General features: G+C 57.0%; 21 protein-coding genes. 10 read left to right on the top strand and 11 right to left on the bottom strand.

The window, feature by feature from the left end; translation table 11 throughout:
* Positions 1-271 (top strand): transposase (locus tag G392_RS0104675; RefSeq protein WP_027009294.1); only part of this gene is annotated, 271 nt, incomplete at its 5' end.
* Between the two features lie 71 nt (positions 272-342).
* Here G392_RS0104675 and G392_RS12130 read toward each other — a convergent pair.
* A complete protein-coding gene (locus G392_RS12130; RefSeq protein WP_051255590.1) occupies positions 343-1,344 on the bottom strand; it encodes an RluA family pseudouridine synthase in 1,002 nt (333 codons plus the stop codon).
* Between the two features lie 166 nt (positions 1,345-1,510).
* Between G392_RS12130 and G392_RS12135 the strand changes: the two genes are divergently transcribed.
* Positions 1,511-1,879, top strand: a complete 369-nt coding sequence (locus G392_RS12135; protein WP_034334457.1) for a hypothetical protein — start codon at positions 1,511-1,513, stop codon at positions 1,877-1,879.
* Positions 1,880-1,885: 6 nt separating this feature from the next.
* Positions 1,886-4,528: an Rne/Rng family ribonuclease gene (locus G392_RS0104685; protein WP_027009295.1), complete on the top strand. Its 2,643-nt coding sequence runs from the start codon at positions 1,886-1,888 to the stop codon at positions 4,526-4,528.
* Positions 4,529-4,603: 75 nt separating this feature from the next.
* On the opposite strand, the gene G392_RS0104690 is transcribed toward G392_RS0104685, so the two are convergent.
* From G392_RS0104690 to G392_RS0104700, 3 genes are all read right to left on the bottom strand, one after another.
* Positions 4,604-4,927: an SPOR domain-containing protein gene (locus G392_RS0104690; protein WP_027009296.1), complete on the bottom strand. Its 324-nt coding sequence runs from the start codon at positions 4,925-4,927 to the stop codon at positions 4,604-4,606.
* Positions 4,928-5,205: 278 nt separating this feature from the next.
* The gene (gene ppsA, locus G392_RS0104695; protein WP_027009297.1) at positions 5,206-7,596 is read right to left on the bottom strand and encodes a phosphoenolpyruvate synthase; all 2,391 of its coding nucleotides are present in this window, start codon (positions 7,594-7,596) and stop codon (positions 5,206-5,208) included.
* 246 nt (positions 7,597-7,842) lie between these two features.
* Positions 7,843-8,718 (bottom strand): RNA-guided endonuclease InsQ/TnpB family protein, encoded by an 876-nt coding sequence (locus tag G392_RS0104700; protein WP_245571930.1) that lies wholly within the window; start codon positions 8,716-8,718, stop codon positions 7,843-7,845.
* Between G392_RS0104700 and G392_RS14165 the strand changes: the two genes are divergently transcribed.
* The 3 genes from G392_RS14165 to G392_RS0104710 are packed head-to-tail and all read left to right on the top strand — an operon-like array spanning position 8,617 to position 10,231.
* Positions 8,617-8,910: a hypothetical protein gene (locus tag G392_RS14165; RefSeq protein WP_245571933.1), complete on the top strand. Its 294-nt coding sequence runs from the start codon at positions 8,617-8,619 to the stop codon at positions 8,908-8,910. The two genes, G392_RS0104700 and G392_RS14165, sit on opposite strands and share 102 nt — an antisense overlap.
* Positions 8,882-9,706, top strand: a complete 825-nt coding sequence (gene serB / locus G392_RS0104705; protein WP_027009299.1) for a phosphoserine phosphatase SerB — start codon at positions 8,882-8,884, stop codon at positions 9,704-9,706. The genes G392_RS14165 and serB overlap by 29 nt, the downstream gene beginning before the upstream one ends.
* Before the next feature lie 27 nt (positions 9,707-9,733).
* Positions 9,734-10,231: a phosphatidylglycerophosphatase A family protein gene (locus G392_RS0104710; protein WP_027009300.1), complete on the top strand. Its 498-nt coding sequence runs from the start codon at positions 9,734-9,736 to the stop codon at positions 10,229-10,231.
* A gap of 157 nt (positions 10,232-10,388) precedes the next feature.
* Here G392_RS0104710 and G392_RS0104715 read toward each other — a convergent pair whose 3' ends face one another.
* The gene (locus G392_RS0104715) at positions 10,389-11,369 is read right to left on the bottom strand and encodes a hypothetical protein (RefSeq protein WP_027009301.1); all 981 of its coding nucleotides are present in this window, start codon (positions 11,367-11,369) and stop codon (positions 10,389-10,391) included.
* A gap of 95 nt (positions 11,370-11,464) precedes the next feature.
* Between G392_RS0104715 and hflX the strand changes: the two genes are divergently transcribed.
* Entirely contained in the window at positions 11,465-12,607 is a 1,143-nt protein-coding gene (gene hflX, locus G392_RS0104720) for a GTPase HflX (RefSeq protein ID WP_027009302.1), read from the top strand.
* Between the two features lie 311 nt (positions 12,608-12,918).
* On the opposite strand, the gene ruvX is transcribed toward hflX, so the two are convergent.
* Together ruvX and G392_RS12140 are read right to left on the bottom strand one after the other, a co-directional pair.
* Positions 12,919-13,374 carry a Holliday junction resolvase RuvX gene (gene ruvX, locus G392_RS0104730; RefSeq protein ID WP_027009304.1) on the bottom strand — a complete coding sequence of 152 codons (456 nt, stop codon included), beginning with the start codon at positions 13,372-13,374 and terminating at the stop codon, positions 12,919-12,921.
* Between the two features lie 80 nt (positions 13,375-13,454).
* Positions 13,455-13,913: a YqgE/AlgH family protein gene (locus G392_RS12140; RefSeq protein ID WP_342663296.1), complete on the bottom strand. Its 459-nt coding sequence runs from the start codon at positions 13,911-13,913 to the stop codon at positions 13,455-13,457.
* A 259-nt stretch (positions 13,914-14,172) separates the two neighbouring features.
* Here G392_RS12140 and G392_RS14170 point away from each other — a divergent pair, with 259 nt between their 5' ends.
* The 3 genes from G392_RS14170 to G392_RS0104750 all read left to right on the top strand — a co-directional run bounded on the left by G392_RS14170 (position 14,173) and on the right by G392_RS0104750 (position 16,216).
* Complete coding sequence (locus G392_RS14170; protein ID WP_027009305.1) at positions 14,173-15,078, top strand: UbiX family flavin prenyltransferase; 906 nt, start codon at positions 14,173-14,175, stop codon at positions 15,076-15,078.
* Between the two features lie 326 nt (positions 15,079-15,404).
* On the top strand, positions 15,405-15,845 hold the full coding sequence (locus G392_RS12150) for a hypothetical protein (RefSeq protein WP_051255581.1): 441 nt from the start codon (positions 15,405-15,407) through the stop codon (positions 15,843-15,845).
* 77 nt (positions 15,846-15,922) lie between these two features.
* Positions 15,923-16,216 carry a hypothetical protein gene (locus G392_RS0104750; protein ID WP_034334459.1) on the top strand — a complete coding sequence of 98 codons (294 nt, stop codon included), beginning with the start codon at positions 15,923-15,925 and terminating at the stop codon, positions 16,214-16,216.
* 71 nt (positions 16,217-16,287) lie between these two features.
* Here the strand turns inward: G392_RS0104750 and nrdA are convergent, their stop codons facing one another.
* The 4 genes from nrdA to G392_RS0104770 all read right to left on the bottom strand — a co-directional run bounded on the left by nrdA (position 16,288) and on the right by G392_RS0104770 (position 26,344).
* A complete protein-coding gene (gene nrdA / locus G392_RS0104755) occupies positions 16,288-18,561 on the bottom strand; it encodes a class 1a ribonucleoside-diphosphate reductase subunit alpha (protein WP_027009307.1) in 2,274 nt (757 codons plus the stop codon).
* A 282-nt stretch (positions 18,562-18,843) separates the two neighbouring features.
* Positions 18,844-24,480 carry a S6 family peptidase gene (locus G392_RS12995; RefSeq protein WP_169718742.1) on the bottom strand — a complete coding sequence of 1,879 codons (5,637 nt, stop codon included), beginning with the start codon at positions 24,478-24,480 and terminating at the stop codon, positions 18,844-18,846.
* 199 nt (positions 24,481-24,679) lie between these two features.
* Entirely contained in the window at positions 24,680-25,726 is a 1,047-nt protein-coding gene (gene lepB / locus G392_RS0104765) for a signal peptidase I (RefSeq protein WP_376986718.1), read from the bottom strand.
* Between the two features lie 30 nt (positions 25,727-25,756).
* Positions 25,757-26,344: a GTP pyrophosphokinase gene (locus G392_RS0104770; protein WP_027009309.1), complete on the bottom strand. Its 588-nt coding sequence runs from the start codon at positions 26,342-26,344 to the stop codon at positions 25,757-25,759.
* Positions 26,345-26,348: the final 4 nt, after the last annotated feature.

Here is a 26,348-nt window from a genome sequence, read left to right on the forward strand (position 1 = left end):
GCACGAATCGGGACAGCAAAGGGGGCGGGTGATGTTATCCAAAAAAGGTTCGGCAGTATTGCGTGCGGCCTTGTATCTGCCTGCGGTCGTGTCAAAGAAATACAACCCTGATATTGCCGCCCAATACGCCCGTCTGCTGCAAAGGCAAAAAACGCCGATGCAGGCATTGGGCGCGGCGATGCGTAAATTGGTACATATTTGCTTTGGCGTATTGAAGCATCAAACGGTTTATCAGTCCCGTCAGTTGGAAATTTCTGCTACGGGAGCTTGACTGGAAAGATGGTATCTACACCTGCTTCGATTTGGATTCCCGCCTGTGCGGGCATGACGGTGCGTTATTTTTCAATCAATGGACGGCGCACCCCGAACTTCGGGCGGCTGCGCCCGCAACATCACCAACACATTTTCCAACTCATCGGGCAAAGGCGCGGTCAAATCCAATTTTTCGCCGCTCAAAGGGTGCGCCAACACCAAACGCTGCGCGTGCAGAAACATCCGCCGCAAACCCAACTTGTGTAAACGGCGGTTCGCCTGATAATCGCCGTAACGCTCATCGCCCGCAATCGGACAACCCTGCGCCTGCATATGCACGCGGATTTGATGGGTGCGCCCTGTTTTCAAAGTCGCCCGCATCAGGCTCAACGCGCCGATGCCGTGCCGGTGCAGCAGGCTGCCTGAAAACCTTTCCAAACAATCAAATACCGTATGCGCCGCCATGCCGTCCGCCGCCACGCGCACCATTTTTTCACCGTTTGCGCCCGTGTATTTCACAAGCGGACATTTCACAGCGCGTACCGCGCCGTCCCACGCGCCCGCACCCAATGCCAGATAAGTTTTTTGCGGTGCGCCCGCGCGAATCATCTCGTGCAGCTTCACCAACGCCGCGCGTTTTTTCGCCACCATCAGCAAACCGCTCGTGTCGCGGTCCAGACGGTGCACCAACTCCAAATAACGCGCCTCCGGACGGGCTTGGCGCAGTTGCTCAATCACGCCGAAGCTCACCCCGCTCCCGCCGTGAACCGCCACGCCGTGCGGCTTGTTGATGACCAACAGCGCATCATCTTCAAACACCAGGGCAAATTCCCGTGCGGGCGCGGCGTTTTTCGGCGCAGACACGGCGGCAATCCGCACCGGCGGCACGCGCACGCTGTCGCCCGCCGCGATGCGCGTATCGGCTTTGGCGCGTTTTTGGTTCACCCGCACCTCCCCCGCACGGATAATCCGCCAAATATGGCTGCGCGGCACGCCTTTTAAGATTTTTATCAGGTAATTATCAAGGCGTTGCCCCGCTTCGTGTTCGCCGATGCACAAATGGCGGACGCTTTCTTTGCTAATCGTTGGCATTTTCTCTATAATCCGAACTGTTTTGCCGCCGCATTGAACGGGCGGCAAAAAAAGGTTTTCGGGCGGTATCCCGCCGCCAAAATTCCCCCACGCCGCACGGCGCAAACGCATTTCAGGCAGCCCGACAAACCCCAAACATCACTTCGCGGGATACCCGCCCATTTTAATGGAAAAACGCATTGCACAAGCAAATGCTTCCGTCCGCACGGCCTACACGGACGGACACGGCAATCCGAACACCGATAACAATTGTTCCAACGGTTCGCAAACGGGATTCTCCCAACGGCAAAGCGCAAACCGCGCCCGCACCGCACGGCTTGTTCCGTGCATGAACCGCAAGAAGACGACGGCACCCCACAACGTTCAGGCACAGTGTCTGACGATAAACACCCTGAAACTGTTTATCTCATTGTTCTTTCTTCGCTTCTTCCGCCCGCCCGCCGGCACATTCCCACACGGGAACAACACGCGCCGCATGGCAAGGCGGCATCGCGCACCGATTGCCAGCCCAAGCAATGCCTTGTTTATAAGGTAAAAAATAATGAAACGCATGTTATTCAACGCCACGCATTCCGAAGAATTGCGCGTGGCGATTGTAGACGGGCAAACCCTGCTGGATTTGGACATTGAAACGCTGGGCAAAGAACAGCGCAAAGGCAATATCTACAAAGGCGTGATTACCCGCATCGAGCCGTCTTTGGAAGCCTGCTTCGTGGATTACGGCACCGACCGGCACGGTTTTTTGCCGTTTAAAGAAGTGTCCCGCGCCTATTTTCAGGACTACGAAGGCGGCAAAGCCCGCATTCAGGACGTGCTGAAAGAAGGCATGCAAATCATTGTTCAGGTTGAAAAAGACGAGCGCGGCAACAAAGGTGCGGCACTCACCACCTTTATTAGTTTGGCGGGGCGTTATCTGGTGTTGATGCCCAACAATCCGCGCGGCGGCGGCGTGTCGCGGCGCATCGAGGGCGAGGAACGCCAAGAACTGAAAGCGGCGATGGCGGAGCTGGACGTGCCGCACGGCATGAGCATCATCGCCCGCACCGCCGGCATCGGTCGCAGTGTGGAAGAATTGCAATGGGATTTCAATTATTTGCTGCAACTGTGGCGGGCGATTGAAGAAGCCGCCAACGCCCACAAACAGCCCTATCTGCTGTTTATGGAAAGCTCGCTGGTGATTCGCGCCATCCGCGACTATTTCCGCCCCGACATCGGCGAAATTCTGGTTGATAATCAGGAAGTTTACGAACAAGTTTCCGAGTTTATGAGCTATGTGATGCCCAATAATTTGGGCAGGCTGAAACTCTACACCGACCACACGCCCCTGTTTTCCCGTCTGCAAATCGAGCAACAGATTGAAACCGCGTTTTCGCGTTCCGTCAGCCTGCCTTCGGGCGGCGCGATTGTGATTGACCACACCGAAGCCCTTGTTTCCATTGATGTAAACTCTGCCCGTGCCACACGCGGCGCCGACATTGAAGAAACCGCGTTCAAAACCAATATGGAAGCGGCGGAAGAAGTGGCGCGGCAAATGCGTTTGCGCGACTTGGGCGGCTTGGTTGTCATTGATTTTATTGACATGGAAGACGCGCGTAATCAGCGCGAAGTGGAAAACACCCTGCGCGATGCGCTGAAAAAAGACCGCGCCCGCGTGCAAATGGGCAAACTGTCGCGCTTCGGCTTGCTGGAATTGAGCCGCCAACGCCTGCAACCTGCGCTGGCGGAAAGCAGCCACATTGCCTGTCCGCGCTGCGCCGGTACGGGCGTAATCCGCAGCATCGAATCCACCGCGCTGCACGTTTTGCGCCTGATTCAAGACGCGGCGATGAAAGACAATACGGGTGAAGTTCACGCGCAAGTGCCTGTTGATGTCGCCACTTTTTTGCTGAACGAAAAACGCGCCGAGCTGTTCGGCATGGAAGAGCGTTTGGACGTATCCGTGTTTCTGATTCCGAACATTCATTTGGAAAATCCGCATTACGAAATCACCCGCATCCGCAACGATGACGTGGACGAAAACGCCGCGCCGAGCTATAAGCGCGTTTCCAAACCGGAAGCCGTTGATAATGTGCCGTTTTCCAACAGCAAAGGCGAAAAAGCGGCGCGTCCCGAACCGGCGGTGAAAGGCGTGAAACACGCTTCGCCCGCGCCGACCGTGTCGGAAAACCGTTCTTGGTGGGACAGCTTCAAAGGCTGGCTGAAAAAACTGTTCGGCAGCGACAGCGAACCCGCGCCCGCCGCGCCGGTGAAAACCCGCCCCGCCGCCAAGCGCAACAATCCCAACCGCCGCCACAACCAACACGGCAACCGCAGTCCCGCCTACGCCAAAAACAAACGCCCGCAACACCACCACAAAACCGTGTCGGGCAACGGCGATGGCGACAACGCGGCAACGCCGCCCGCCGCGCCCAAACCGCCGCGCCCCCAGCGTCCGCAACCAACGGCGCAGCCGATGCCCAAGCAGCCCGCTCCCGTTGCCGAAGCACCGCGCACCGAAACGGCCGCACCCCAAGCCGCGCCCACCAAGCCGCGCAAACCCAAGCAGCAACAGCAGCCCAAGCAAAAGCCCTTGATTGTCCGCATTGGCGCACCGCAAAACAGCAATAAAAACAAAGGACAAAACAAGCAACCCAATAAGCGCAACATTCCTTCCGCTTCGCGCATCGAGCATTTTCTCGATATTGGCAAAACGGCGGCGCGTGCCGAAGACGCGATTGTCCATGTTTTGATGCAATACCCTGATTTAGCGGAAGAAAGCACTTTGGTTGCCGAATACCGCGCCAAACAGACACCCCCACCCGAAGTGCCGGCAACCCACACACCTGTTTTGCAAGCCATTGAAACCGTTTCGGAAGACGATGACATGCACACCACGCCATCTGTTGCCGGTGATGATGAAGCGGCATGGCTGCATGAAGCCGTTGCACAGGTGGAAGCCGCGATTGCCCATGTGTGCCACAAGGGCGAACAAACCACAGTGGCACAACTGCTCGACCACTTGGATTTGAACGGTTTGCAACTGATTGAAACCCAAAGCAGTGATGATGCCGCAACCCCTGCCGAAGCTGCCGCACCACAAGGTTTGCGCCGCCGCGACCGCATCGCAACCGCCGCGACCGCGCCCGCCGCAATCGAAATGGTGCAAATCGAAACCGCGCCCCCGAACCCGTCATCAACGGCGTAAATCACCACCGCGCCATCAAAGCAAGCGCCCCGAAGCACACCATGCTTCGGGGCGTTTTTTATTCAATCAAAACATTCAATTGTCCAGCATCAGCAATACCGCCACATCGTGTTCCCTTGTCAATCTCTCCGCCACACGCTCCGCATCTTCCTGCGTCATGCGTTTGCTGCGAACCACGCGCACGATGTTGCCCTGCGCGTTTTTCTTTTCCACCACACGGGACGGTACGCCCAATAAAGAAATCCGCCCTGCCTGTGCGTCTGCCAAATCGGGGTCGGTAAACGCACCCGATTGAATCACAAAGCGGTTTTTACCAAGTGTTTCATCAACCTCATTTGCCAGTGCCAAAGAAGTCGCACAACATACCATGAAAACGGCGGTCAAAAAGGATTTTTTCATGTCTTTTCTCCTGAATGGACGGGGCTGCGCCCCAACAGATACCATGCGCCGCGCCGCAATCCGGCACAACACATGCCCAAACACAAGGATTTTCTTTTAAATCATTGTGCTAGATTGATGTTTATCATTATAACGGGATAAGCGCAAAGATAGGCGCATAATTTGTAATTTAGGGTAATTTTTACATTTTTATACAATTTTTGCCTGTTTTTGTTGTTTTTATGCAACAAAAACGGCAAGGCACTGATTTGCGCCTTGCCGGTTCGGTATAAACGTGCTTAATTCGGATTCAGCTCTTTCGCCAAATACAGCCACGTTTCAATCACGGTATCGGGGTTGAGCGACACGGTTTCGATGCCCTCTTCCACCAGCCATTTGGCAAAATCGGGGTGGTCGGACGGGCCTTGTCCGCAAATGCCGATGTATTTGTTGTGTTTGCAGCAGGCGGAAATCGCCAGATGCAGCATCACTTTCACTGCCGGATTGCGCTCGTCAAAGCTGGAGGCGATGGCGCCGCCACTGTCGCGGTCGACGCCGAGCGTGAGCTGGGTCATGTCGTTGGAGCCGATGGAGAAGCCGTCAAAATACTTCAGGAACTGTTCCGCCAACAGCGCGTTGCTGGGCAGTTCGCACATCATAATCAGGCGCAAGCCGTTTTTGCCGCGTTCTAAACCGTTTTCTTTCAAGGCTTTGACCACGCCTTCGGCTTCAGCCAGCGTGCGCACGAAGGGAATCATGATTTCCACATTGGTCAAGCCCATTTCATCGCGCACATATTTCAAGGCGCGGCATTCCAGCGCAAACGCTTCTTTGAAATCTTCGGAAACGTAACGCGCCGCGCCACGGAAGCCCAACATCGGGTTTTCTTCGTGCGGTTCGTACACGCTGCCGCCGACCAAGCCCGCGTATTCGTTGGATTTGAAATCCGACATGCGCACAATCACTTTTTTCGGATACACGGAAGCCGCCAAAGTCGCCACGCCTTCGGCAATTTTGTCCACATAAAAATCGGTGGGCGAAGCGTATCCGGCGATGCGGTCGCGGATTTCGGCTTGCAGGTCTTCGTCAAGTTTGTCAAACTCAATCAAGGCTTTGGGGTGAATACCGATTTGACGGTTAATCACAAATTCCATCCGCGCCAAGCCGATGCCTTCGTTGGGAATGCCGGCAAACGAGAACGCCAGTTCGGGATTGCCCACGTTCATCATGATTTTCACGGGCGCTTTGGGCATGTTGTCCAGCGCGACATCGTGTACTTGCACGTCCAATAAACCGTTATAAATCAATCCGGTATCTCCTTCGGCGCAAGAAACGGTTACTTCCTGACCGTCTTGCAGTACTTCGGAAGCGTTGCCGCAGCCGACCACCGCCGGAATGCCCAATTCGCGGGCGATAATCGCGGCGTGGCAGGTGCGGCCGCCACGGTTGGTAACAATGGCAGCGGCGCGTTTCATCACCGGTTCCCAATCGGGGTCGGTCATGTCGGTAACCAACACATCGCCCGCCTGCACGCTTTCCATTTCCGAAGCGTCTTTCACCAAGCGCACTTTGCCTTGTCCGACTTTTTGTCCGATGGCGCGGCCTTCCGCCAGCACTTTGCGTTCGCCGTTGATGGTGTAGCGGCGCAGGCTGCTGCCTTTTTCTTCTTGCGATTTAACGGTTTCCGGGCGGGCTTGCAAAATATACAGCTTGCCGTCCACGCCGTCCCGACCCCATTCGATGTCCATCGGGCGGCCGTAGTGTTCCTCAATAATCAGCGCGTATTTTGCCAGCTCGGTAATTTCTTCATTAGAAATGGAAAATTGTTTTCTGTCGGCTTCGGGCACGTCCACCGTCTGCACCGATTTGCCCGCTTGCGCCTGTTCGGTAAACACCATTTTAATCAGTTTGGAACCGAGATTTTTCCGCAACACGGCGGGTTTGCCCGCTTTCAGGGTCGGTTTGTGGACGTAAAATTCATCGGGATTGACCGCGCCCTGCACCACCGTTTCGCCCAAGCCGTAAGATGCGGTTACAAACACCACGTCCTCAAAACCGCTTTCGGTGTCAATCGAGAACATCACGCCCGCCGCGCCGGTGTCGGAACGCACCATGCGCTGCACGCCTGCCGACAATGCCACCACGTCGTGTTCAAAACCTTTGTGGACGCGGTAGGAAATGGCGCGGTCGTTGTAGAGCGAGGCGAAAACGTGGTGCATCGCTTCTTTCACGTTTTCCAAACCGTTGATGTTCAAAAAAGTTTCCTGCTGTCCGGCAAACGAGGCATCGGGCAGGTCTTCGGCGGTGGCGGAGGAGCGCACGGCTACGGAAATGTCGGGGCTGCCTGCATCGGCAACCATTTTTTCCCAAGCGGTTTCAATCTCTTGATTAAGCTGTTCGGGGAAAGGCGTGTCCAAAATCCATTGGCGGATTTCTTTGCCCACCCGCGCCAGTTCCGCCACGTCGTCCACGTCCAAAGCGGCGAGCGCGGCGGAAATGCGTTCGTTCAGCCCTTCGTGCGCCAAAAAAGCGCGGTAGGCTTCGGCGGTGGTGGCAAAACCGTCCGGCACGCGCACGCCTTTTTCTTTAAGATTACTAATCATTTCGCCTAAGGAGGCGTTTTTGCCGCCCACGCGTTCCACATCGCTCATGCGCAGGTTTTCAAACCAAACCACATAGTTTTCGGTCATTTTTGGCGTCCTTATGGAAGGGTTGTGTAAAGAAACGGTTAAAAATTTTCCGATATTTTAATGTTTGTCGCGGCGTGTGTCAGCTTTAATTTTTTGGCTTCCGTCCCTGCTCCCGCAAAGGATTTCCTGCTGTCGTAACCATTTTGATTTCATTACAAACTTCGGCGGGTTCGTGCTGCTGATTGCCTGACTGCGCAATTCACTTCACACGCGCTGCGGGCAAGCCCTGCCCTGACACTCTTTAAATTACCGGTGCGCCGCCAATGCTGCCTGACCGCGCTTCAACACATTCATTGCGCCGACCACATCGGCATTCCCGGCAAACGCGCATTTCATACACGCAAACCGTGCCTGTGTCGGGCGGTTTTCTTTTGCCGTATGCCCGCAAACAGGGCAGCAACGACTGGTATTTTGCGGCGGAACGGCAATCAGGCGACCACCGCGCCACAATAATTTATAGCCCAATTGTCGGCGGAATTCCGACCATGCTTGGTCTAAAATGGCGCGGTTCAAGCCCGATTTGGCGGATACGTTTTTACCGTGCCGCTCCGCATTGCCTTTGGTGGATTGGCTCATGTTCGCCACCTGCAAATCCTCCACAAACACAATCGCGTCCACCCCCACCGCACCGCCTTTCGCCTTTGGGATTGCGGTTTCGCACTCGGTTTGAACGGAAACAAACCATTGACCGCATTTTTGCGATACGGTTACGTTTTTCAGGCTGCCTGAAACAAGCCGACTGTTACGGTAACGCACCCAACCGATTTTCGGCAGATAAATGCGGTTGTTGTGCTGTTCCAATTTGCAAGCTTGCGGAAAACGGAAACTGTCTTTTTTGCCCTTACGTTTGAATTTGGGAAAACATGCCCGTTGGGAAAAGAAATTTTTAAACGCACATGCCAAATCTTTCAAACTCTGCTGCAAAACCTGACTGTGGCATTCTTTCAGCCAATGCCACTCGCGTTTCCAAGCGGGAAGCAAGGCACTCAATTCGGCATAGCTGAATTTAAACGAAGCATCTTGCTGATATTGCTCAAGTTGGTACATCAAACCCCGATTAAATACAAAACGCGCACAACCGCAAAACCGTTTCATTTTGCAGATTTGCTCATCGCTGGGCATCAGTTTGAATTTAAAGGATTTGTATATATTCATATCGGCATGATAGCACTTTTTGCAAGCGCGCACACAGGCTATTTTGTAGCCAATTGTAATTGCTTACAAAAATTTACAGCCGCCACGCAACGCGATATAGTGCGCCCATTGCCGTTTTTAGGAGCGAAAGATGTCTTCGGTTTTGGTTTTGCAGGGTGATTTGTCGGCGGATTTGCCGCACACCGCGCAGCGTTTCGGGCAAACTTTTTCAGGCAGCCGCGCCCGTATCGCGGCGGACACGGCGGTGTTGGACGATGCCGCGTTGCGGGCGGAATGGGAGGCGGCAAAATTGGATTACGCCGTGTTGTCCGACCGCCCGTTTTCCGGCTTCGGGCTGCTCGCCAGCGACATGGACAGCACGCTGATTAACATTGAATGCATTGATGAAATTGCCAATTTTGTCGGCTTGAAAGACCAAATCGCCGAGATTACCGAACGCGCCATGCAGGGCGGCATGGACTTCGCGCAATCGCTGCACCAACGCGTTGCCCTGCTGGAAGGCGTGCCAGAAAGCGCGTTGGAGCACGTTTGGGAAAATGTGTTGCGCCTGAACGCGGGCGCGGAAACGCTGTTGGCGGAATGCCGCCGCAACGGTTTGAAAACGCTGTTGGTTTCGGGCGGCTTCACTTATTTTACCGAAAGGCTGAAACACAAATTGGGCTTGGACTACGCCTATGCCAATGAATTGGAAATCAAAAACGGCTATTTGACGGGGCGCGTACTCGGGCGCGTGGTGGACGCGCAGGCGAAAGCCGAATTATTGGCGCAGCACCGCGAAGATTTGGGCTTGTCGGCGGAACAGACTTTGGCGGTCGGCGACGGCGCGAACGACATTCCCATGTTCCGCGCTGCCACCTTCGGCATCGCCTACCGCGCCAAAGCCGCCGCGCAGCATGCCGCCGATTTACGCATCAATCACAACGGTTTGGAAGCGGTGCGCGGCTGGTTTGCCTGATTTTCACAAACAAAAAGGATTGAAAATATGGAACAACAAAACATTTCCCGCCCCGATTGGGCATGGCTGTGCCGCGACAAACGCGCCCTGTTGGCATTCGGTTTCGGCGCTGGCTTGGCGCGAAAAGCACCGGGAACGTGGGGTTCGCTGGTGGGCTTGCTGTTTGCGGGTTTGCTGCTCGGCTGCGGGGTAAGTCATACGGGTTTGTTTTTATTGTCTGTTGTGTTGTTTTGGGCGGGCATCGGGCTGTGTACCCATGCGGGCGATGCGCTGGGCAAAACCGACCATTCGGGCATCGTGTGGGACGAAATCGTTGCCATGATGATGGTTTACGCGCTGATTCCGCAAGGCTTTTTTTGGTGGCTGGCGGGCTTTGGCGCATTCCGTCTGTTCGATGTTCTCAAGCCCGCACCGGTGGCGTGGGCGGAGCGGCGTTTTCGCGGCGGTTTGGGGGTGATGGCAGATGATGCGGTGGCGGCACTGTGTGCGGTTCTGCTGCTGCAATTGGCAAACTGCTTCATTTGATTAATATAGTTGATTAAAATCGCAACGATACGGCGTTGCCAACGCCCTTATGTACTATCCTTACACTGCGGGCGTTGTCGCCTTGTCTCGTTTTTATTTTTATCAACTATAAAACGGCACAATCCATATGCGGATTGTGCCGTTCTGATTTAAACGCTTATTCGGGCTTGACAAGGGTTGCGCCCAACACGCCTTCCCATTTCTCGCCGTGTCCGCCTTCGTTCACGGCTCTGCCGCTCAACACGCCGCCGTTTTTGCCGTAAAAACCGCCGATAAAGTGGCCGTTGGGAATCAGTTTTTCACGCGTGCCGTTTTCGTCAAACAGCAGATGTCCGCTCACGCGCCCGTCTGCGTCCACCGCCACGCGGTCGCTGCGTTGTCTGCGCGAGCCGTCTTGGGCGTATTTGTCGCGTTGGTCAAACAGATACCAACGGTTGGCGCTGTGGCGGTCGGCAATCAGTTCCATCGACAGGGTTTTGTCGCTGCCGTGATAGGTGGCTTGTACGGAAGCGGTTTGTGTTGCCAAAGGGCTGTTGTCGGGGTAGCGGAAATACATTTTGCCCGAATAGCGGATGTCGTGGGCGGCGGCGGGACGGGTCAGGCTGCGTTCGTCCATGTGCTGCACATAGTAGGCTTGGGGGCTGTTGCCGGTGATTTCGCCGGTGTACGGGTCGCGGTTGATGTGGTTGGCGGTGGCGTGCCCGTAGTAGCCGAGCAGGCGTCCTTCGGCATCGCGCAGGGTGTGGATGGCGGGCTTGCCGATGAATTGTTCGTTGGGTTTCAACAGGGCGATGCTGATTTCTTTGCCATTTTCGGGCAGGGTGAGCTTCAGGGCATCGGTGGTCAGCACGCCGCCTTGTGTGTTGTACAGGCTGAGACGGGCAAAAACTTCTTGGTCGGACGGTTTGGCGTTGCCCATATCGGCGGGCGGCGCGGCGGGTACGGACGGTTTGGCATCGTCTTTTTTCGGTGCGGGCGCAGTGCCGTTTTGGGCATTGTGTTCGGGCGGTTGCACGGCGGGCGGGGTGGGTTTGCTTTGCGTTTGCGGGCGGTGGCTGCCGCCGCCGCTTCCGCCGCAGGCAGCAAGGGCGAATGCGGCGAGCAAAATCAGGGCAGATTGTTTGTGTTGGTAAGGCATCTTATTGTTCTCCATAGGTTTGTCAAACACACACGCGGCTGCGTGCGCGGCGGAAAACCGCGTATAATGCGCCTTTTCGCGCCGGAAAGCCAGCCATGAGCCGACATTTTACCCAATTGGACAAATCCTTAACCCAAGCCGAACGCACCATGCTGGTGGCGGTGATGCTCGCCGATGCCTTGAGCGGCAGCAACGCCGTGCGCGAACACACCTTCCGCGCCATGACGGACGAAGCGGCGGAATTGGTACGCGCGGCGGGCGGCGATTTGGTCTGCACCGAAACCGCCAAACGCGACCGCGCCCACACCGCGCTGTTTGTCGGCACGGGCAAGGCGGAGGAACTGGCGCAGCGCGTGGCGGCGGAACAGATTGAATTGGTGGTGTTTAATCACGAACTCACGCCCACGCAGGAGCGCAATTTGGAAAAAATCCTGCAATGCCGCGTGCTTGACCGCGTGGGCTTGATTTTGGCGATTTTCGCCCAACGCGCACAGTCGCAGGAAGGCAAAATTCAGGTGGAATTGGCGCAGCTTTCGCATTTGGCGGGGCGGCTGGTGCGCGGTTACGGGCATTTGCAAAGTCAGAAAGGCGGCATCGGTTTGAAAGGGCCGGGCGAAACGCAGTTGGAAACCGACCGCCGTCTGATTCACAAGCGCATCAATGCCTTGCGCCGCCGTTTGGCAGAAGTGAAAAAACAACGTGCCGTGCGCCGCAAAGCGCGTGTTTCAGGCAGCCTGAAAACCTTTGCGCTGGTGGGCTACACCAATGCGGGCAAGTCCACGCTGTTCAACCGTTTGACCAAAGCGGGCGTATTTGCGGAAAATCAATTGTTTGCCACGCTCGACCCGACCGCGCGGCGGCTGTATCTGAATCCCGAATGCAGCGTGGTTGTGAGCGACACGGTGGGTTTTGTGCGCGATTTGCCGCACACGCTGGTGTCGGCATTTGCCGCCACGCTGGAGGAAACGGCGTTGGCAGACGGTTTGCTGCATATTGTCGATGCGTCCCACCCCGAACACGAACGCCAAATTGCCGATGTGGAAAAGGTGTTGGCGGAAATCGGCGCGGACAAGGTGCCGCAACTTTTGGTGTACAACAAAACCGACCTGCTGCCCGAAGCGCAACGGCGCAACGGCATTTGCCGCAACGGGCGGGGGGAGATTGTTGCGGTGCGGCTGTCGGCGCAAAGCGGAGCGGGACTGGACGCGCTGCGGGAGGCGTTGGCGGAGCGGGCGTAGCGCCGATATTGTTCCCTCCCCTGCTTGCGGGGGAAGGTTAGGGAGAGGGAAAACGGCATCGGTTTGACAAAAAACTAGCGAGCGTGCGCCGTTCCCGCACCTGCGGGAAAAATATCCGTTTTTTCAGGCAGCCCGTAAACGGGCATGGCTCCGCACAAAACACACCGTCATTTCCGCGCAGGCGGGAATCCACTGACGATGCTTGGCAAACGATGTTTTATCACCGTTTATTGTTATTGTACTTCAACTTGGATTCCTGCCTGCGCGGGAATGACAGTGCGGTGTTTTTTTCGGTCAATTGATGACGCACCCTAGGTTTCCGCCGTGCCGTCCAAGCCGCCCGCCCTACCGCCGTCAAAAAACCACTGCAACAACGCCTGTGCCGCCACTTGGTCGAGCACCTGCTTGTGCTTTTTGCCGAACACCCGCGCCTGATGCAGCAGCTCTTCGGCATACAGCGATGAAAAACGCTCGTCCGCCCAATACACGGGCAAGGCGAAACGCCGTTGCAGGCGTTCGCCGAAGCGTTGTGCCAAGCGGGTCAGCTCATGGGGCGTGCCGTCCGCATGCACCGGCAAGCCCACCACAAAATACTGCGGCTGCCATTGCGCCACCAGCGCGGCGATGCGCTCGAATTTTTGCGCGTTGCTGTTGCCGGTAACGGTGGCAAGCGGGTGGGCGATGCCGATTTGCGTTTCGCCCTGCGCCACGCCGATGCGTACTTCGCCGAAATCAAACGCCAGCACGCCGCCGCAAGGTTCACGCACGCCCCGCCCCGCTCATCAGATTGACCTGCTCGATGCCCAGCTTCGCCAGTGCCGCACGGTAGCGTTTGTCGGCGGGCAGGTCAAACAAAATATGGTGGGTCGGCAGCCACGCTCAGCCATGTGTTTTCCGCCAACTCGCGCTCAAGCTGACCTTTTTCCCAACTGGCATAGCCGATGGTCAGCAATACTTTGGCAACTTTCTCTTCGTCGCCCAAATGCCCGATGATGTCGCGGGAAGTGGTGATGCCGTTGTCCGCCACCCGCAGGGTGCTTTGCCATTCGCCTGCGGGCGTATGCACCACAAAACCGCGCTCGGGGTGTACCGGCCCGCCGAAAAACACAAAGGCATCGGCAAAGCGCGGCGGGGTATCGCCGCCGTTGCCCGCAAACACCGCCTGCATCGGAATCGGCGAAGGCTTGTTGATAATCATGCCCATCGCGCCTTCTTCATTGTGTTCGCACAGATACACCACGCTGCCCGCAAACGGCCCTTCGTCCAAAGCGGGCGCGGCAATCAGAAAATGATTGCTCAAATCCATAAACCAAACCTTTCCGCAAGCCAAATCCATGCGTTTCAATCGTGATTAAATTCTCAAGATGGGGGTGGAAGTGTATTTATCAAGCCGTTGCGGTACGCGCAAACAGGCGGCGGCACTTTACCCGATACTTATATTTTTGTATAATCATTTTCCTATGCAAACACCGTAGGCATATTTTATTGTTCATATTTGGCAGTAAGTTTGCTGATGCTGCAATGCCAAACAGCAAAATATCATTCGACAACACAAGGAATCCCATATGAAATCGGTCATGGACAACCGTTTTGAAAACTTCGAGCTGCTGATTCGCGAAGCGGGCGGCGTCTCCAAGCTCGCCCAACGCTGCGGTTACGAAAAAGCCGCTTATCTGTATCAAGTCCGCGCCAAAACCGTGCGCCCCAACGGTCAGCAACTGCAAATCGGCGACCGCATGGCCGCCAAATTGGAAAAAGGCATGGGCAAACCGGGCGGCTGGATGGACTTCGACCACAACGGCGATGCCACGCACGGCACGGCTGCCGCCAAACCCGCCGCGCCCGTTGTCGTTGCCGAAGCCGCTTCGGGCATCAACACCGTTACCCTCGCCTTCACCGGCGCATCGGGCATGCCCTACGGCGTGCGTCTGCTGGAAGTCTTGCTTCAGGCAGGCAAAAACGTGCAACTGATTTATTCGCAAGCGGCGCAAATCGTGGCGCAGCAGGAAATGGGGCTGCAACTGCCCGCTTCCGCTGCCGAAGCCGAAGCCCAATTGTGCGAACGTTTCCAAGTATCCGCCCCGCAATTGCGCGTGTTCGGGCGCGAAGAATGGTTTGCCCCGCCCGCTTCGGGCAACAGCGTTGCCGATGCGGTGGTGGTTTGCCCCGCCAGCATGGGCACGGTGGCGGCGATTGCCAACGGCTTGTCGGAAAACCTGATTGAACGCGCCGCCGATGTCGCCATCAAAGAACGCCGTCCCGTGATTGTGGTGCCGCGCGAAACGCCGCTTTCCGCCATCCACCTGCAAAACCTGCTTACGCTGGCGCAAAACGGCTGCACCGTGCTGCCGCCCGCCGCCGGTTTCTACACCAAGCCGCAAAGCATTGATGATATGGTGGATTTCGTGGTGGCACGCATTCTCGACCAACTGCGTATTCCCCACGCGCTCGTGCCCAAATGGGGCGGATAAAACGTGGAAGGCCTGTACGAACTGGTCGCCATGTTGGTGCGCTTTGCCAACTGGTTGATGAATCTGTTTAAGTAAACGCTTGACAGGACGTATGGGCTTCGCGTACAATCTTTGTCATTATTTTAACCTAAATTTCAGGATTCGTTCCATGAACCGTTTGACTGCCGCATTTGCGTATTGGTACCGCTCCGACAAGGCGCGGTGCTTCTTCGTGCGTGCATGATACGCCGAACGATTCGGAACCAACCGCCCAAATCATCTTTGCGGCGGTTTTTTGTTACCGGAAAATGTGCCGCACCCCAATAAAAACACTTCGGGATACCGCCATGAACACCGCCAGCAAAAACCGCCCCGCCGCGACCCAACGCACCGCCTTGCGCCGCATTTGTTTCGTTGCCAACGGCAATGCCCATGCCCCCCTGCCCGCCGCCCTGCCCCGCCATTGTGTCAGCGAGGCCATGTTGCCGAATATCCGCACCACCGCGATGATGATTGCCGCCGCCCGCCGCAATCCCGACGCACGCAGTCCCTCACATTTCAGCGATGATGCCGATTGGTTTGCCGCACGGATTTTGGTGTTGGGCGTGCGCGTGTTCCATCTGCCGCCGCAATTTGCCGCCGTGCTGGAACAGGCCAACCGCCGCGCCCGCGCTTTCGCACAAACACACGGCTTGGCGTTCCGCCCCGCACGCCTTTGCCCCGCCGCATCAAACGGCACAGTGTTTTTTGCCGATTGTGATGCGCAACAAAGCGTTAAGGGCGCGTAAGATTGTGCTAAATTCCGCCCAAAGCCCACAAAAGGCGTTAAAGTAAAGGCTTCGGACACAAGAAAAGGAAAACCAAAATGAAACCGAATGCCAAATATGCCGCCGCCCTGATTGCTGCCGCCGTTGCGGTGGGCTTGTCCGTTGCCGCCGCCAAAAGCAAAAGCCCCGACATCCGCGAAGACGCTTCCGGACTGCCCGCCGAATTGTCGGAAAACATTGCCCGCGCTGCCGTGGCGATGGGCGTGAAAGAACCGCTTGCCATTGCCAAAGCGGAACAGAACGCCAAAGTATCGGGCAGCAACGCCACCGTTTGCACGGTCAAGCTGTCTGCCGATGCCGAGCCGAAAATGTTGGGGATTTCCTGCAAATAAACTTTAAAAACTTCAGGCTGCCTGAAACGGGATTTTCTGTTTCATGCAGCCTTTTTCAATGCGCCAATGAATTACAATTTACACGCCCCGCCCACGCAACCGTCGTCCTGCAAATCAAACTGCGTATCGTCCGCACCATCGCGGGTATTGTGGTAATACAAGGTTTTCAAACCGTATTTGTATGCGGAAAGCAGGTCTTTCAGCATTTGGTTCATCGGCACGCGCCCGCCTTCAAAACGCTGCGGGTCGTAGCTGGTATTGGCGGAAATCGCTTGGTCGACAAACTTTTGCATCACGCCCACCAGTTTCAGGTAGCCGTCATTGCCGCCCATCTGCCACAAAGTTTCATAGCGGTGGCGCAGGCGTTCCAATTCCGGCACCACTTGTTTCAAAATCCCGTCTTTTGACGCTTTCACCGACACCAATCCGCGCGGCGGCTCGATGCCGTTGGTGGCGTTGGCGATTTGCGAACTGGTTTCGCTGGGCATCAGCGCGGTGAGCGTGGAATTGCGCAAGCCGTGTGCCACAATCTCGGCGCGCAAACCGTCCCAATCCAAATGCAAAGGCTCGGTGCAGAATTTGTCCAAATCGTTTTTGTAGGTGTCAATCGGCAGCACGCCCTGCGCGTAACGGGTTTCGCCAAACAGGGGGCAGGCACCGAATTCCTTTGCCAGATTCACGGACGCTTTGAGCAGATAATATTGAATGGCTTCAAAGGTTTTATGGGTTAAGGCAATGGCGGAATCATCGCTGTAACGCACGCCGTTTTTCGCCAAATAGTAGGCGAAATTAATCACGCCCACGCCCAAAGTGCGGCGGTTCATGGTGGCGATGCGGGCGGCGGCGATGGGATAATCCTGATAATCCAGCAGCGCGTCCAAAGCGCGTACCGCCAAATCCGCCAAGCCTTCCAATTCGTCCAAGCCGTCCAATTCGCCCAGATTAAACGCCGACAAGGTACACAGGGCGATTTCGCCGTTTTGGTCACCGATGTCATTTAAGGGCTTGGTGGGCAAGGCGATTTCCAAGCACAGATTGGATTGGCGCACGGGCGCGACTTTGGGGTCAAACGGGCTGTGGGTGTTGCAATGGTCGACGTTTTGAATGTAAATCCGTCCCGTGCCGGCGCGTTCCTGCATCAGCAGCGAGAACAAATCCGCCGCAGGTAGCGTGCGTTTGCGAATGGTTTCGTCCTGTTCGTATCGGGTGTAGAGGCGTTCAAATTCGTCTTGGTCGTCAAAAAAGGCTTCGTACAGTCCGGGCGTTTCGTTGGGGGAAAACAGGGTGATGTCGCCGCCCTTAATCAGGCGGGTGTAGAGCAAGCGGTTGATTTGCACGCCGTAATCCAAATGGCGCACGCGGTTGTCTTCCACGCCGCGATTGTTTTTCAATACCAGCAGGCTTTCCACTTCAATGTGCCAAAGCGGGTAAAACAGCGTGGCCGCGCCGCCGCGCACGCCGCCTTGCGAGCAGGATTTGACGGCTGCCTGAAACATTTTGAAAAACGGTATGCAGCCCGTGTGTTGGGCTTCGCCGCCGCGTATTTCGCTGCCCAAGCCGCGAATGCGCCCCGCGTTGATGCCGATGCCGGCGCGTTGCGACACGTATTTGACGATGGAAGACGTGGTGGCGTTGATGCTGTCCAAGCTGTCATCGCACTCAATCAGCACGCAGGAGCTGAATTGGCGCGTGGGTGTGCGCACGCCCGACATAATCGGCGTGGGCAGGGAAATTTTAAACAGCGACACGGCATCGTAAAAACGTTTCACATAATCCAAACGCTCGCCGTGCGGATATTTGGCAAACAGGCACATCGCCACCAGCATATACAAAAATTGCGGGCTTTCGTAGATTTGGCGGGTAACGCGGTTTTGCACCAAATACTTGCCCTCAAGCTGTTTGACCGCGCCGTAGGAAAAACGCAGGTCGCGCTCGTGGTCAAGATATGCGTCCAATTCGTCAAACTCTTCGCGGCTGTAATCGGCGAGAATATGCGGGTCGTATTTGCCCATATCGGTGAGTTTGACGACGTGGTCGTAAAAATGCGGCGGGGTGTAGTCGCCGTAAGCGATTTTACGCAAATGGAAAATCGCCAAACGCGCCGCCAAATACTGATAATCGGGCGTGTCTTCGGAAATCAGGTCGGCGGCGGATTTGATGATGGTTTCGTGAATGTCTTTGGTGCGGATGCCGTTGTAAAACTGAATGCGCGATTTCATTTCCACCTGCGACACGGAAACTTTGTTCAGCCCTTCCGCCGCCCAGTTGATGACTTTGTGGATTTTGTCGAGATTGATGAGTTCGAGGCGGCCGTCGCGCTTGGTTACGTTGATGCTGGTGTTCATGATGTTTCCGGTGTATCCAAATGGAGAATGCAAAACGCGAACGGGCGTTTTGCGTTTGTTATGCGGGCAATGATAAGGGCTTTAACTTATGTAAACAAGACTTGACAAATGCGCCGCATCTGCGAACGCAGTCAAATCAATTACATAAAAATCACAATGAAAATTCGATGAAAAACATAAAATTACAATTGGAAAAAGACGGCAGACCGCCCGTATGCCGCTTCGGGTAAGGTCTGCCGTTTTTTTGCGGGCGTTGCGCCCGCCGTGCGGGTTTGTGGCAAATTACCAACGGTAGCCCACGCTGATGCCGGCGGATTGTCTGCTGCGTTTTTCGTTGCCCGTGCTGTGGACGGCGCGGGCGGAAACGTGCCAGTTGCCGACATTCACGCCGATGCCCGCTTCGTTTTCCCAGTATTTGCCGAAACGCTGTTTCAGTTGGCGGCCGTTGATGCTGACCGATGCTTCGCGGTCGATGTCGTGGAAGGCGGTACGCAGGTGCGGGGTGATGTGCGTGCCGTTGGCGGTGGTGAAGGTTTGGGACACGCGCACGCCCGCCTGATAGCCGACCAGATTCAGGGAGTCGTTGCGGACGGCGACTGCGCCGTCTGTGGCGTTGTCGTGCAGGTCGTAGGCGGCGCTGCCGACGTGGTAGTAGCGCACGCCGATTTCGGGACGGACGTCCACGCTGCCGGCTTTGATGTTGCCGCCGACCGCCGCCGCCGCGTGGGCAATGTGGCGTTTGACGGGGGCGTTTTCGCCCGTGTCGCCGATTTCGCTGCGGGCGCGTCCGTAGCCGGCTTCGGCGGTCAGGTATACGCCGTTGTCCAGTGCGAGTTTGCCGTAACCGCTCAGTACGGTGCTGCGCCCCGCACCGGTAACGTTTTCGGCATAGTCGCGTTTGCTTTGGACGTGGCTGAATGCCACGCCTGCGGTCAGGTCGCCGGCACGGGTGCGGGTGTTTTGGTCGATGCCCAGTTGCAGCAGGGTGTGGTTTTGGCTGTAGGCGCGGTAGTTGTCGGAGACGTGTTTGGTTTTGCGGGCATCGGCGCTTGCCCAGATGCCGTTGTGTTTGGCACCGGTTTGGGCAAGGCGGGCATCGATGCCTTGTGCGGCGTACACCAGCGCATCGGTTTGTGCCGATACTTCGGAAAGTGCGGTGTTGGCGGCGCGGCTGATGAGTTGTGCCTGTTGTTGGGTTTGGGCGGCGGCTTGGGCGGCGGCTTCGCGCAAACGGCGGGCTTCGGCTTCTGCTTCGGCGCGTTTGGCGGCTTCGGCGCGGGCTTGGGCTTCGGCGGTTTGGCGGTTCGCGGCTTCTTGGCTGCGTTCGGCTTGGGCGGCAAGCAGGTCGGCTTCGGCTTTGGTGCGGGCGGCGTGTTCTTCGGCAAAGCGGGTTTGTGCCTGTTTGAGTGCGTCCACTGCTTCCACGCGGGCGGTTTCGGCTTGTTGTGCCTGTGCCAATGCCTGTTCGGCGGCTTTGGTTTTGTCGGCAGCCGTTTGACGTGCCGTTTCGGCGGCGGCAAGGGCGGCATCGCGTTCGGCATCGGCGCTGTTTTTCAGGCTTTCGGCGCGGGCTTGGGCGGCGCGGGCTTCGGCTTGGGCGGTTTCGGCGGCTTGGCGGGCGGTTTCGGCGGTGCGGGCGGCGGCTTCGGCACGCTCGCGGGCTTGCTGTTCCACGCCGCGCAGGCGTTCGGCTTCGGCGGCTTCGGCACGGGCGGCGGTGTGGGCGGCTTCCGCCAGCTTCAGGCGTTCGGCTTTGTCGGCGGCTTCGCGCTGTGCCTGACCGAGATTCGCCAATGCGTTTTGCAGTTGCTGTTCGCTGCCGTTTTTGGCGGCTTCGGCACGGCGTTGTGCTTCTTCGGCGGCGCGGCGGGCGGCTTCGGCTTCGTTACGCGCTGTTTCGGCACGGTTTTTGGCTTCTTCGGCGGCACGGGCTTGCGCTTGGGCGGCGGCACGCGCCGCTTCGGCATCGGCAGCTGCCTGTTGCTGGCGTTTGGCTTCTGCCAACGCTGCTTGTTTGTCGGTTTCGGCTGCCTGCATGCGCCGTTCGGTTTCCGCCAATGTTTGACGGGCGCTGTCCAGTGCCGCCGTGTTCGCTGCCGCCGCTTCCTGCAAACGGCGGTTGGCTTCTTCCGCAGCCTGCAAACGGCGGGCGCTTTCGTCGGCACGGACGGCGGCTTCGCGTTGTGCCGTTTGTGCCTGTGCCAACTCGCGGGCGCGGCTTTCCGCCAATTCGTTGGCACGGCCGGCGTCCTGACGCGCCGCTTCGGTTTCACGCTGCGCCGTTGCCAATGCGTCTTGTGCCTGTGTGGCCGCAAGCTGTGCCGCATCGGCACGCTGCTGCGCCTGTTGCGCCGCCGCCTGTGCTTCGCGAAGCTGTGTTTGCGCTTGTGCCAGCGCCGCCGCATCGGCGTGCTGGTTGCGCTCCAATTGCGCTTTGGCTTCTTCGGCAAGGCGTTTGGCTTCGGCTGCCTCTGCCGCATCACGCCGCGCTTGTGCCAATTGGCGTTCCGCTTCCGTGCTGCGTGCTTCCGCCGCCGTTTGTGCCGCTTGGGCGGCTTGTGCCTGTGTTTGGGCAGACTGTGCGGCACGTTGCGCTTCATCGCGGGCATTTTCGGCGGCTTGGGCGCGGTTGTGCGCGTCTGCCAATTGGCTTTGCGCTTCATTTTTTGCCGTTTCCGCCGCTTCGCGCTGCGCTTGGGCTTCTTGGCGCAAACGTTCCGCCGCCGCTTGCGCCGCCAATGCCGCTTCGGTGCGGCGTTGGGCTTCTTGTGCGACCGTTTGCGCCGCTTGCAAAGCCCGTTCGCCCGCCGCCTTGTCGTCCTGCAAACGGCGTTTGGCTTCTTCCGCAGCCTGTGCCGCCGCCACCGCCGCATCACGCGCCGCCACGGCTTCCTGCGCCAGCTTCTCGGCATCGGCACGCGCCTTTTCCGCATCCGCCAGCTTTTTCGCCGCTTCCGCCTGCTTCGCCTTTTCCGCTTCTTCCAAACGTTTTGCCAGCTCCGCTTCCTTCACCGCATTGTGCAGATAATAGCGGTTGCGTTCGTCCTTCACCAAGGTGTAACGCAGCGAGCCCGCGTCCACATGGCCCTCACCGTTTTGATTGACCAGATTCACCCGCACCGCATCCGCCGCCTGCGCCCCGTGATTCAACGCCAACAACGTCAAACGCCGCGCATCGGCAGGCTCTGCGCCCGTATTGCGTACCGACAAAGTATGATTGCCCGATGCCAAACCGTTTACCACCACTTGGTCGCCACGGTGCTGTGCCAAATCGGTCAGATAATGGAAACGCACGCTGCCCGACAAATCGCCGTTCACCGTCAGCGTGCGGAAATCGTCGCCCGATGCCGGTTCTGCCGCACCCTTGTTGCGCGGATTCAGCGTCAATTGCCCGTCTTTGCCGTCCAAATTGCCCAACACGGTGTTTTGCGGCATTTTCCAATGCCCGCCCGCCAAATTCACAGTCGTCCCGCGCTCCGCCGCAATCGGACGGTCGTACACCATGCGGTTGCCAAACGTCAGCTTGCCCGCATCGCGCAGGGTGGCATCGCCGTGCAAACGCGTTGCCTGCACCTTTGCCAGCACCTCATCGCTCATTTTTTCGGCATCGCACACCGTTTTGCCGTTGAAATCCGAGCGCACGCACACCGGCGTTTCGCCGCGCACCAAGCCGATAATGGCATGGCCTTTGTCTTCCACCGTCAAATTGCCGTTCAAACGCGGCACGTTGCGCCCCGTCTGCAACACGCCCTTGCCGCCCACGCGGAAGCTCGCGGTGTAATTGCTGTCCAGCCATTCGTCATCGCGCACCACATCGGCTTTTTTCAGAAAATCATAGGCATGCGGCACAGGCGCGCCCGAAAGCAGCAAAGTGCCGTTTTGCACGGTCAAATTGCCGTTCAGATTCGCCCCGCCCGAAAGCATCAGCAAATCGCCTTCCAATTCGGGGCGGTACACCACGTCCAGTTTGCCGTTGTGCTTGCCCGAGCCGGCGTCCTCACCGAAAAAGCCGTGATAGGCATCTTGGGTCGGACGGCTGCGCTTGGCATTTTCGCGCTCCAAATACACCCGCACCGCCTCATCGCGCCCCGTTGCCAAAAACTCCCAATTGTCGTTGCTGGTGGCATTGGTCGGATAATACGCATTGAAATTCCCGCCTTCCTTATAGCGGAAAAAGTCTTGACGACCACGCTGGTGGTTATTGTTGTACTGGAAAATCACATCGGTACGGCGCGGCGCTTCCTCACGGTGCAACACCACGCGCACATCGTCTTCGCCCAGCATTTTGACCTGACGCGCCAAAGTAACGGTTGCCGCTTTGCTGCGGTGGTTGTTGGCGATGCGCGCGCCCTTGTCGGCGTTTTGAATGCGGTTAAACGTCAGGCTGTTGCCGTTCACGTCCAAACGCCCGCCGCGAAAGCCGAAATAGATGTTGTCGGGATTGACTTGGTCGGCACTGTCCAACACCACAGTCGGACGTCCGCTCACGATGCCAACTTTGGCAAACGCCTGTTTGTTGCCCTGCCCGTCTGCCTGTTGCGCCAGCACCACCGTGCCGTCGCCCACGCTGATGTGTCCGCGATTCGCGCCGAGCCCGTTCACGCGCAGCGTACCCGCGCCGATTTTCGACAAACGGTCGTCTTGGGGATTGTGTACGCGCCACTGCACGGTTTTGCCCGCCGCCACGTCCACCCCCGCGCCCAGCCACGCCGCATCGTTGCGCTCGCCCGTTACGGTGAAATCGGTTTCAAATTTCAATGCGCCCGCGCCCTGATTGATGTCGCCTTTCAGGTTCAGCGTGCCGTTTTGTCCTTTCACCACCAAGGTTTTGCCGTGATTCAGGCTCGGGCGTTGGCGGTGTTCGTCCGTTAAAGACGTGTCTGCCAATGCCAGCGTCAGGGGTGCGGACGGGTCGGCGGGGTTGGTAAGGGTGCTGCCGTTGCCTTCGCCCGTCCAGTCGAATTGCTGCCCTGCGCGGCTGTTGTCGAGGGTCAAGCCGATGTCTTCGGCAACACGTTCGTCAAAAAAGCCTTTTTTCTGAATGGAAAATACGGAAAGGTTGTTTTTGTTGCCGCCGTACAGCACGCCCACCGTTGCCCAACGTTTGTTGCGTACGTCGTAGCCAATCAGGGGCGAACCGCTGTCGCCCGCATCGGTGATGGTGGACAAGGGGCCTTGCGGATTTTCGTAGAGCGCTGCCGTGCCGTTGGGCGACATTGCCTGTATCACGTCGGGGCTGCGGTTGTCGCGCTCGAGAATCGGCAGTGCCGCGCCCGCTGTCAAATATTGATACGCGCCCATCAGAGATTTTTTCTCGCTCTGGTCGCGGTCGCGCACCGATTGCGACCCCGCACCGATGCGCAAAAATGCCGAATACTGTTTCGGGTCGGTGTACACGCCGGTGCGGTTGCCTTCATTGCTCAAGGGCATCGGCGCCACTTCGGTAACCAGTTTGTCCAAACGCGGCGCGTGAAAATCTGTGGGCGGGGTGGAGCGGGGGTTGTCGTGGAAATTGTTGCGGTCCACCAGTTTGTAATCGTGATGATGGGCATCGGGATTGTTGCCCGCCTGCCCGAAACGCACCGTGCCGTAGCCGACATTGTGCTGGGCGCTGACCACATACTGCGTATCGGAAAGAATCGCCACGCCGTTGCTGCTGACCGGTGCAAAATCGGGCATCGGCACGTCTTTCAGCATCGTGCCGACCGATTGACCCTGTTTGTCAAAAATTTCCACATTGCTCACGCCCGGTGCAAATTGCCCTTTGTTTTCGGCAAAATCGCGGAAATATTGGTAATCCACATCGCTGCGTACCGTGCCTGCCTGCGCTTCGGCGGCGATGCCCATCGAAATCAGTGATGCCAGCACCGTGCGGCGGAAATGTTTTTGTTTGGAAGCTGCCATATTGTTCGTCATCATGTTTCCCATTATTTAAATTAACCGTTTACAAATCAAACGGCATACATTCTATCATAGCTTTTTTCACGCACTTGCAAAAATCCGATAGCAAGCATCTATTTGCCACCGGAATACAACACAAGCAATTTTGTTGCCAAGCCTGCGCCTTGCCACAAAAAAACGCACCCGAAACCATTCGGGTGCGTTCTGTCCGATAAATTCAGCGAATCACGCTGCCGATGCGTTTCATGTCGCCGATATTCAGCCAAATCGCAAACGCCCTGCCCACCATCAGGCGGTCGTCCACAAAGCCCCAGTAGCGCGAATCGGCGCTGCTGTCGCGGTTGTCGCCCATCGCGAAATACTTGCCCGCCGGCACGGTGCAACGGAAGGCACTGCCGTCTTCGGCGTATTCGCAATGCTGCTGCAGGCCGCTTTCAAAGCCTTTTTCGCGCATGTCTTGAACGTAATGGTTGAACGTGGCGGGGTCAACGGGATTGGCGGAGGCTTTTTTCAGCACGTCAAATTCGCGCCCGTCAAAACCGGCGCGGAAACGTTCGGCTTCGTTTTCCACTTCGGGCAGATTGTCGTCGCGGTAGGCGTAGCTGCCGGCCGGCGTGTCGTGTTCGGCTTTGCCGTTTACCGTCAGGACTTTGTCGCGGTATTCCACCACATCGCCCGGCACGCCGACAATGCGTTTGATGTAATTGACTTTCGGTTCAACGGGATAATTGAACACCGCCACGTCGCCGCGCTGCACCGTGCCGGTGGGAATCAGCACGCTATTCAGCACCGGCACGCGAATGCCGTAGGCAAATTTGTTCACCAAAATAAAGTCGCCCTTTACCAATCCGGGGCGCATGGAGCTGGACGGAATCTGAAACGGTTCGGCGACAAACGTCCGCAACACAAACACCACCGCGATAATCGGGAAAAATCCCGCCATATAATCACGGAAATGGTTGCCGTCCAGCCACTCGCCGTTTTCAGGCAGCTTGCGCCGCGCCGTTTTCGCCCACGCCCATACCGCGCCGGTAAACACGGTAAACGCCAGCAGCACGGCGGTAAAACTCCATTCCAAGCCGAATGCCATCAGCCCGAAACCGCCCACCATCGCCAGCAGGTAGCCCCATTGCAGGGCGCTGCCCCACTCGCCCGCTTCGTTGCGCTGCTTGCTGCTGCGCCACACCAGCAACGCGCCCGCCGCAATCAGGGCGCAGGCGGAAGCGGTAGCGTGGGCGGATAATAGTTCAATCAGTGTTTTCAATTTGTTGTCTCCGAATATTTTTAACGGGTTTCAGGCAGCCTGCAACGCCGCCGCCACAAAACCGCGTTTATATGCCCGATGGCTGCGGATATTGGTTTCGGCATCGTTTTCGTCGCAAATCTGCAATTCCCACGGATAGTAAAAGTTGCTGCCGTTTTTAAAATAAACATGTACGCCCAAATAGCCGTCCTCATCGCGCAAATACCAGTTTTTCAAACCGTATGCCGTTTTCCAATCGTCAAGTTTTTCCATAATTTGCGCCACCGCTTCCGAAGGCAAAATTACCCGCGCCCCGAAAATATCGTTCACAATATTGTTGGCGGGATATTGGTTGGCGCGTTGCAGATAACGGCCGACTTTGTCGCGTATGCTTTCGGCGGTTTTCACGCGGTAGAAAAAATCAATGCCGCGTACATCGGCAAACGCCAAATAATCGTTTACCGCTTCGTGCAGATTCAGGCGGTATGCCAAAATATGTTCAAGCGGCACTTTGTGCAAAGTGCGGCTTAAATTGACTTTTTCCACTTTTCCCGTTTCAAAATAATCCTGTGAATAGTTTTGGTGGATTAAATTGATTTCGCGGATTAGGCGTTCGGTGTTTTGGACAGGGTTTTCCATGATT

Source organism: Conchiformibius kuhniae DSM 17694 (assembly GCF_000428785.1).
GTDB lineage: Bacteria > Pseudomonadota > Gammaproteobacteria > Burkholderiales > Neisseriaceae > Conchiformibius > Conchiformibius kuhniae.

Bases quoted from the DNA above. Each gene is read 5' to 3' on its own strand.
- G392_RS12130 (WP_051255590.1), bottom strand. From the start codon at position 1,344: ATGCCAACGATTAGCAAAGAAAGCGTCCGCCATTTGTGCATCGGCGAA.
- G392_RS12135 (WP_034334457.1), top strand. From the start codon at position 1,511: ATGGAAAAACGCATTGCACAAGCAAATGCTTCCGTCCGCACGGCCTAC.
- G392_RS0104685 (WP_027009295.1), top strand. From the start codon at position 1,886: ATGAAACGCATGTTATTCAACGCCACGCATTCCGAAGAATTGCGCGTG.
- G392_RS0104690 (WP_027009296.1), bottom strand. From the start codon at position 4,927: ATGAAAAAATCCTTTTTGACCGCCGTTTTCATGGTATGTTGTGCGACT.
- ppsA (WP_027009297.1), bottom strand. From the start codon at position 7,596: ATGACCGAAAACTATGTGGTTTGGTTTGAAAACCTGCGCATGAGCGAT.
- G392_RS0104700 (WP_245571930.1), bottom strand. From the start codon at position 8,718: ATGCCCAGCGATGAGCAAATCTGCAAAATGAAACGGTTTTGCGGTTGT.
- serB (WP_027009299.1), top strand. From the start codon at position 8,882: ATGTCTTCGGTTTTGGTTTTGCAGGGTGATTTGTCGGCGGATTTGCCG.
- G392_RS0104710 (WP_027009300.1), top strand. From the start codon at position 9,734: ATGGAACAACAAAACATTTCCCGCCCCGATTGGGCATGGCTGTGCCGC.
- G392_RS0104715 (WP_027009301.1), bottom strand. From the start codon at position 11,369: ATGCCTTACCAACACAAACAATCTGCCCTGATTTTGCTCGCCGCATTC.
- hflX (WP_027009302.1), top strand. From the start codon at position 11,465: ATGAGCCGACATTTTACCCAATTGGACAAATCCTTAACCCAAGCCGAA.
- G392_RS12140 (WP_342663296.1), bottom strand. From the start codon at position 13,913: ATGGATTTGAGCAATCATTTTCTGATTGCCGCGCCCGCTTTGGACGAA.
- G392_RS14170 (WP_027009305.1), top strand. From the start codon at position 14,173: ATGAAATCGGTCATGGACAACCGTTTTGAAAACTTCGAGCTGCTGATT.
- G392_RS12150 (WP_051255581.1), top strand. From the start codon at position 15,405: ATGAACACCGCCAGCAAAAACCGCCCCGCCGCGACCCAACGCACCGCC.
- G392_RS0104750 (WP_034334459.1), top strand. From the start codon at position 15,923: ATGAAACCGAATGCCAAATATGCCGCCGCCCTGATTGCTGCCGCCGTT.
- nrdA (WP_027009307.1), bottom strand. From the start codon at position 18,561: ATGAACACCAGCATCAACGTAACCAAGCGCGACGGCCGCCTCGAACTC.
- G392_RS12995 (WP_169718742.1), bottom strand. From the start codon at position 24,480: ATGATGACGAACAATATGGCAGCTTCCAAACAAAAACATTTCCGCCGC.
- G392_RS0104770 (WP_027009309.1), bottom strand. From the start codon at position 26,344: ATGGAAAACCCTGTCCAAAACACCGAACGCCTAATCCGCGAAATCAAT.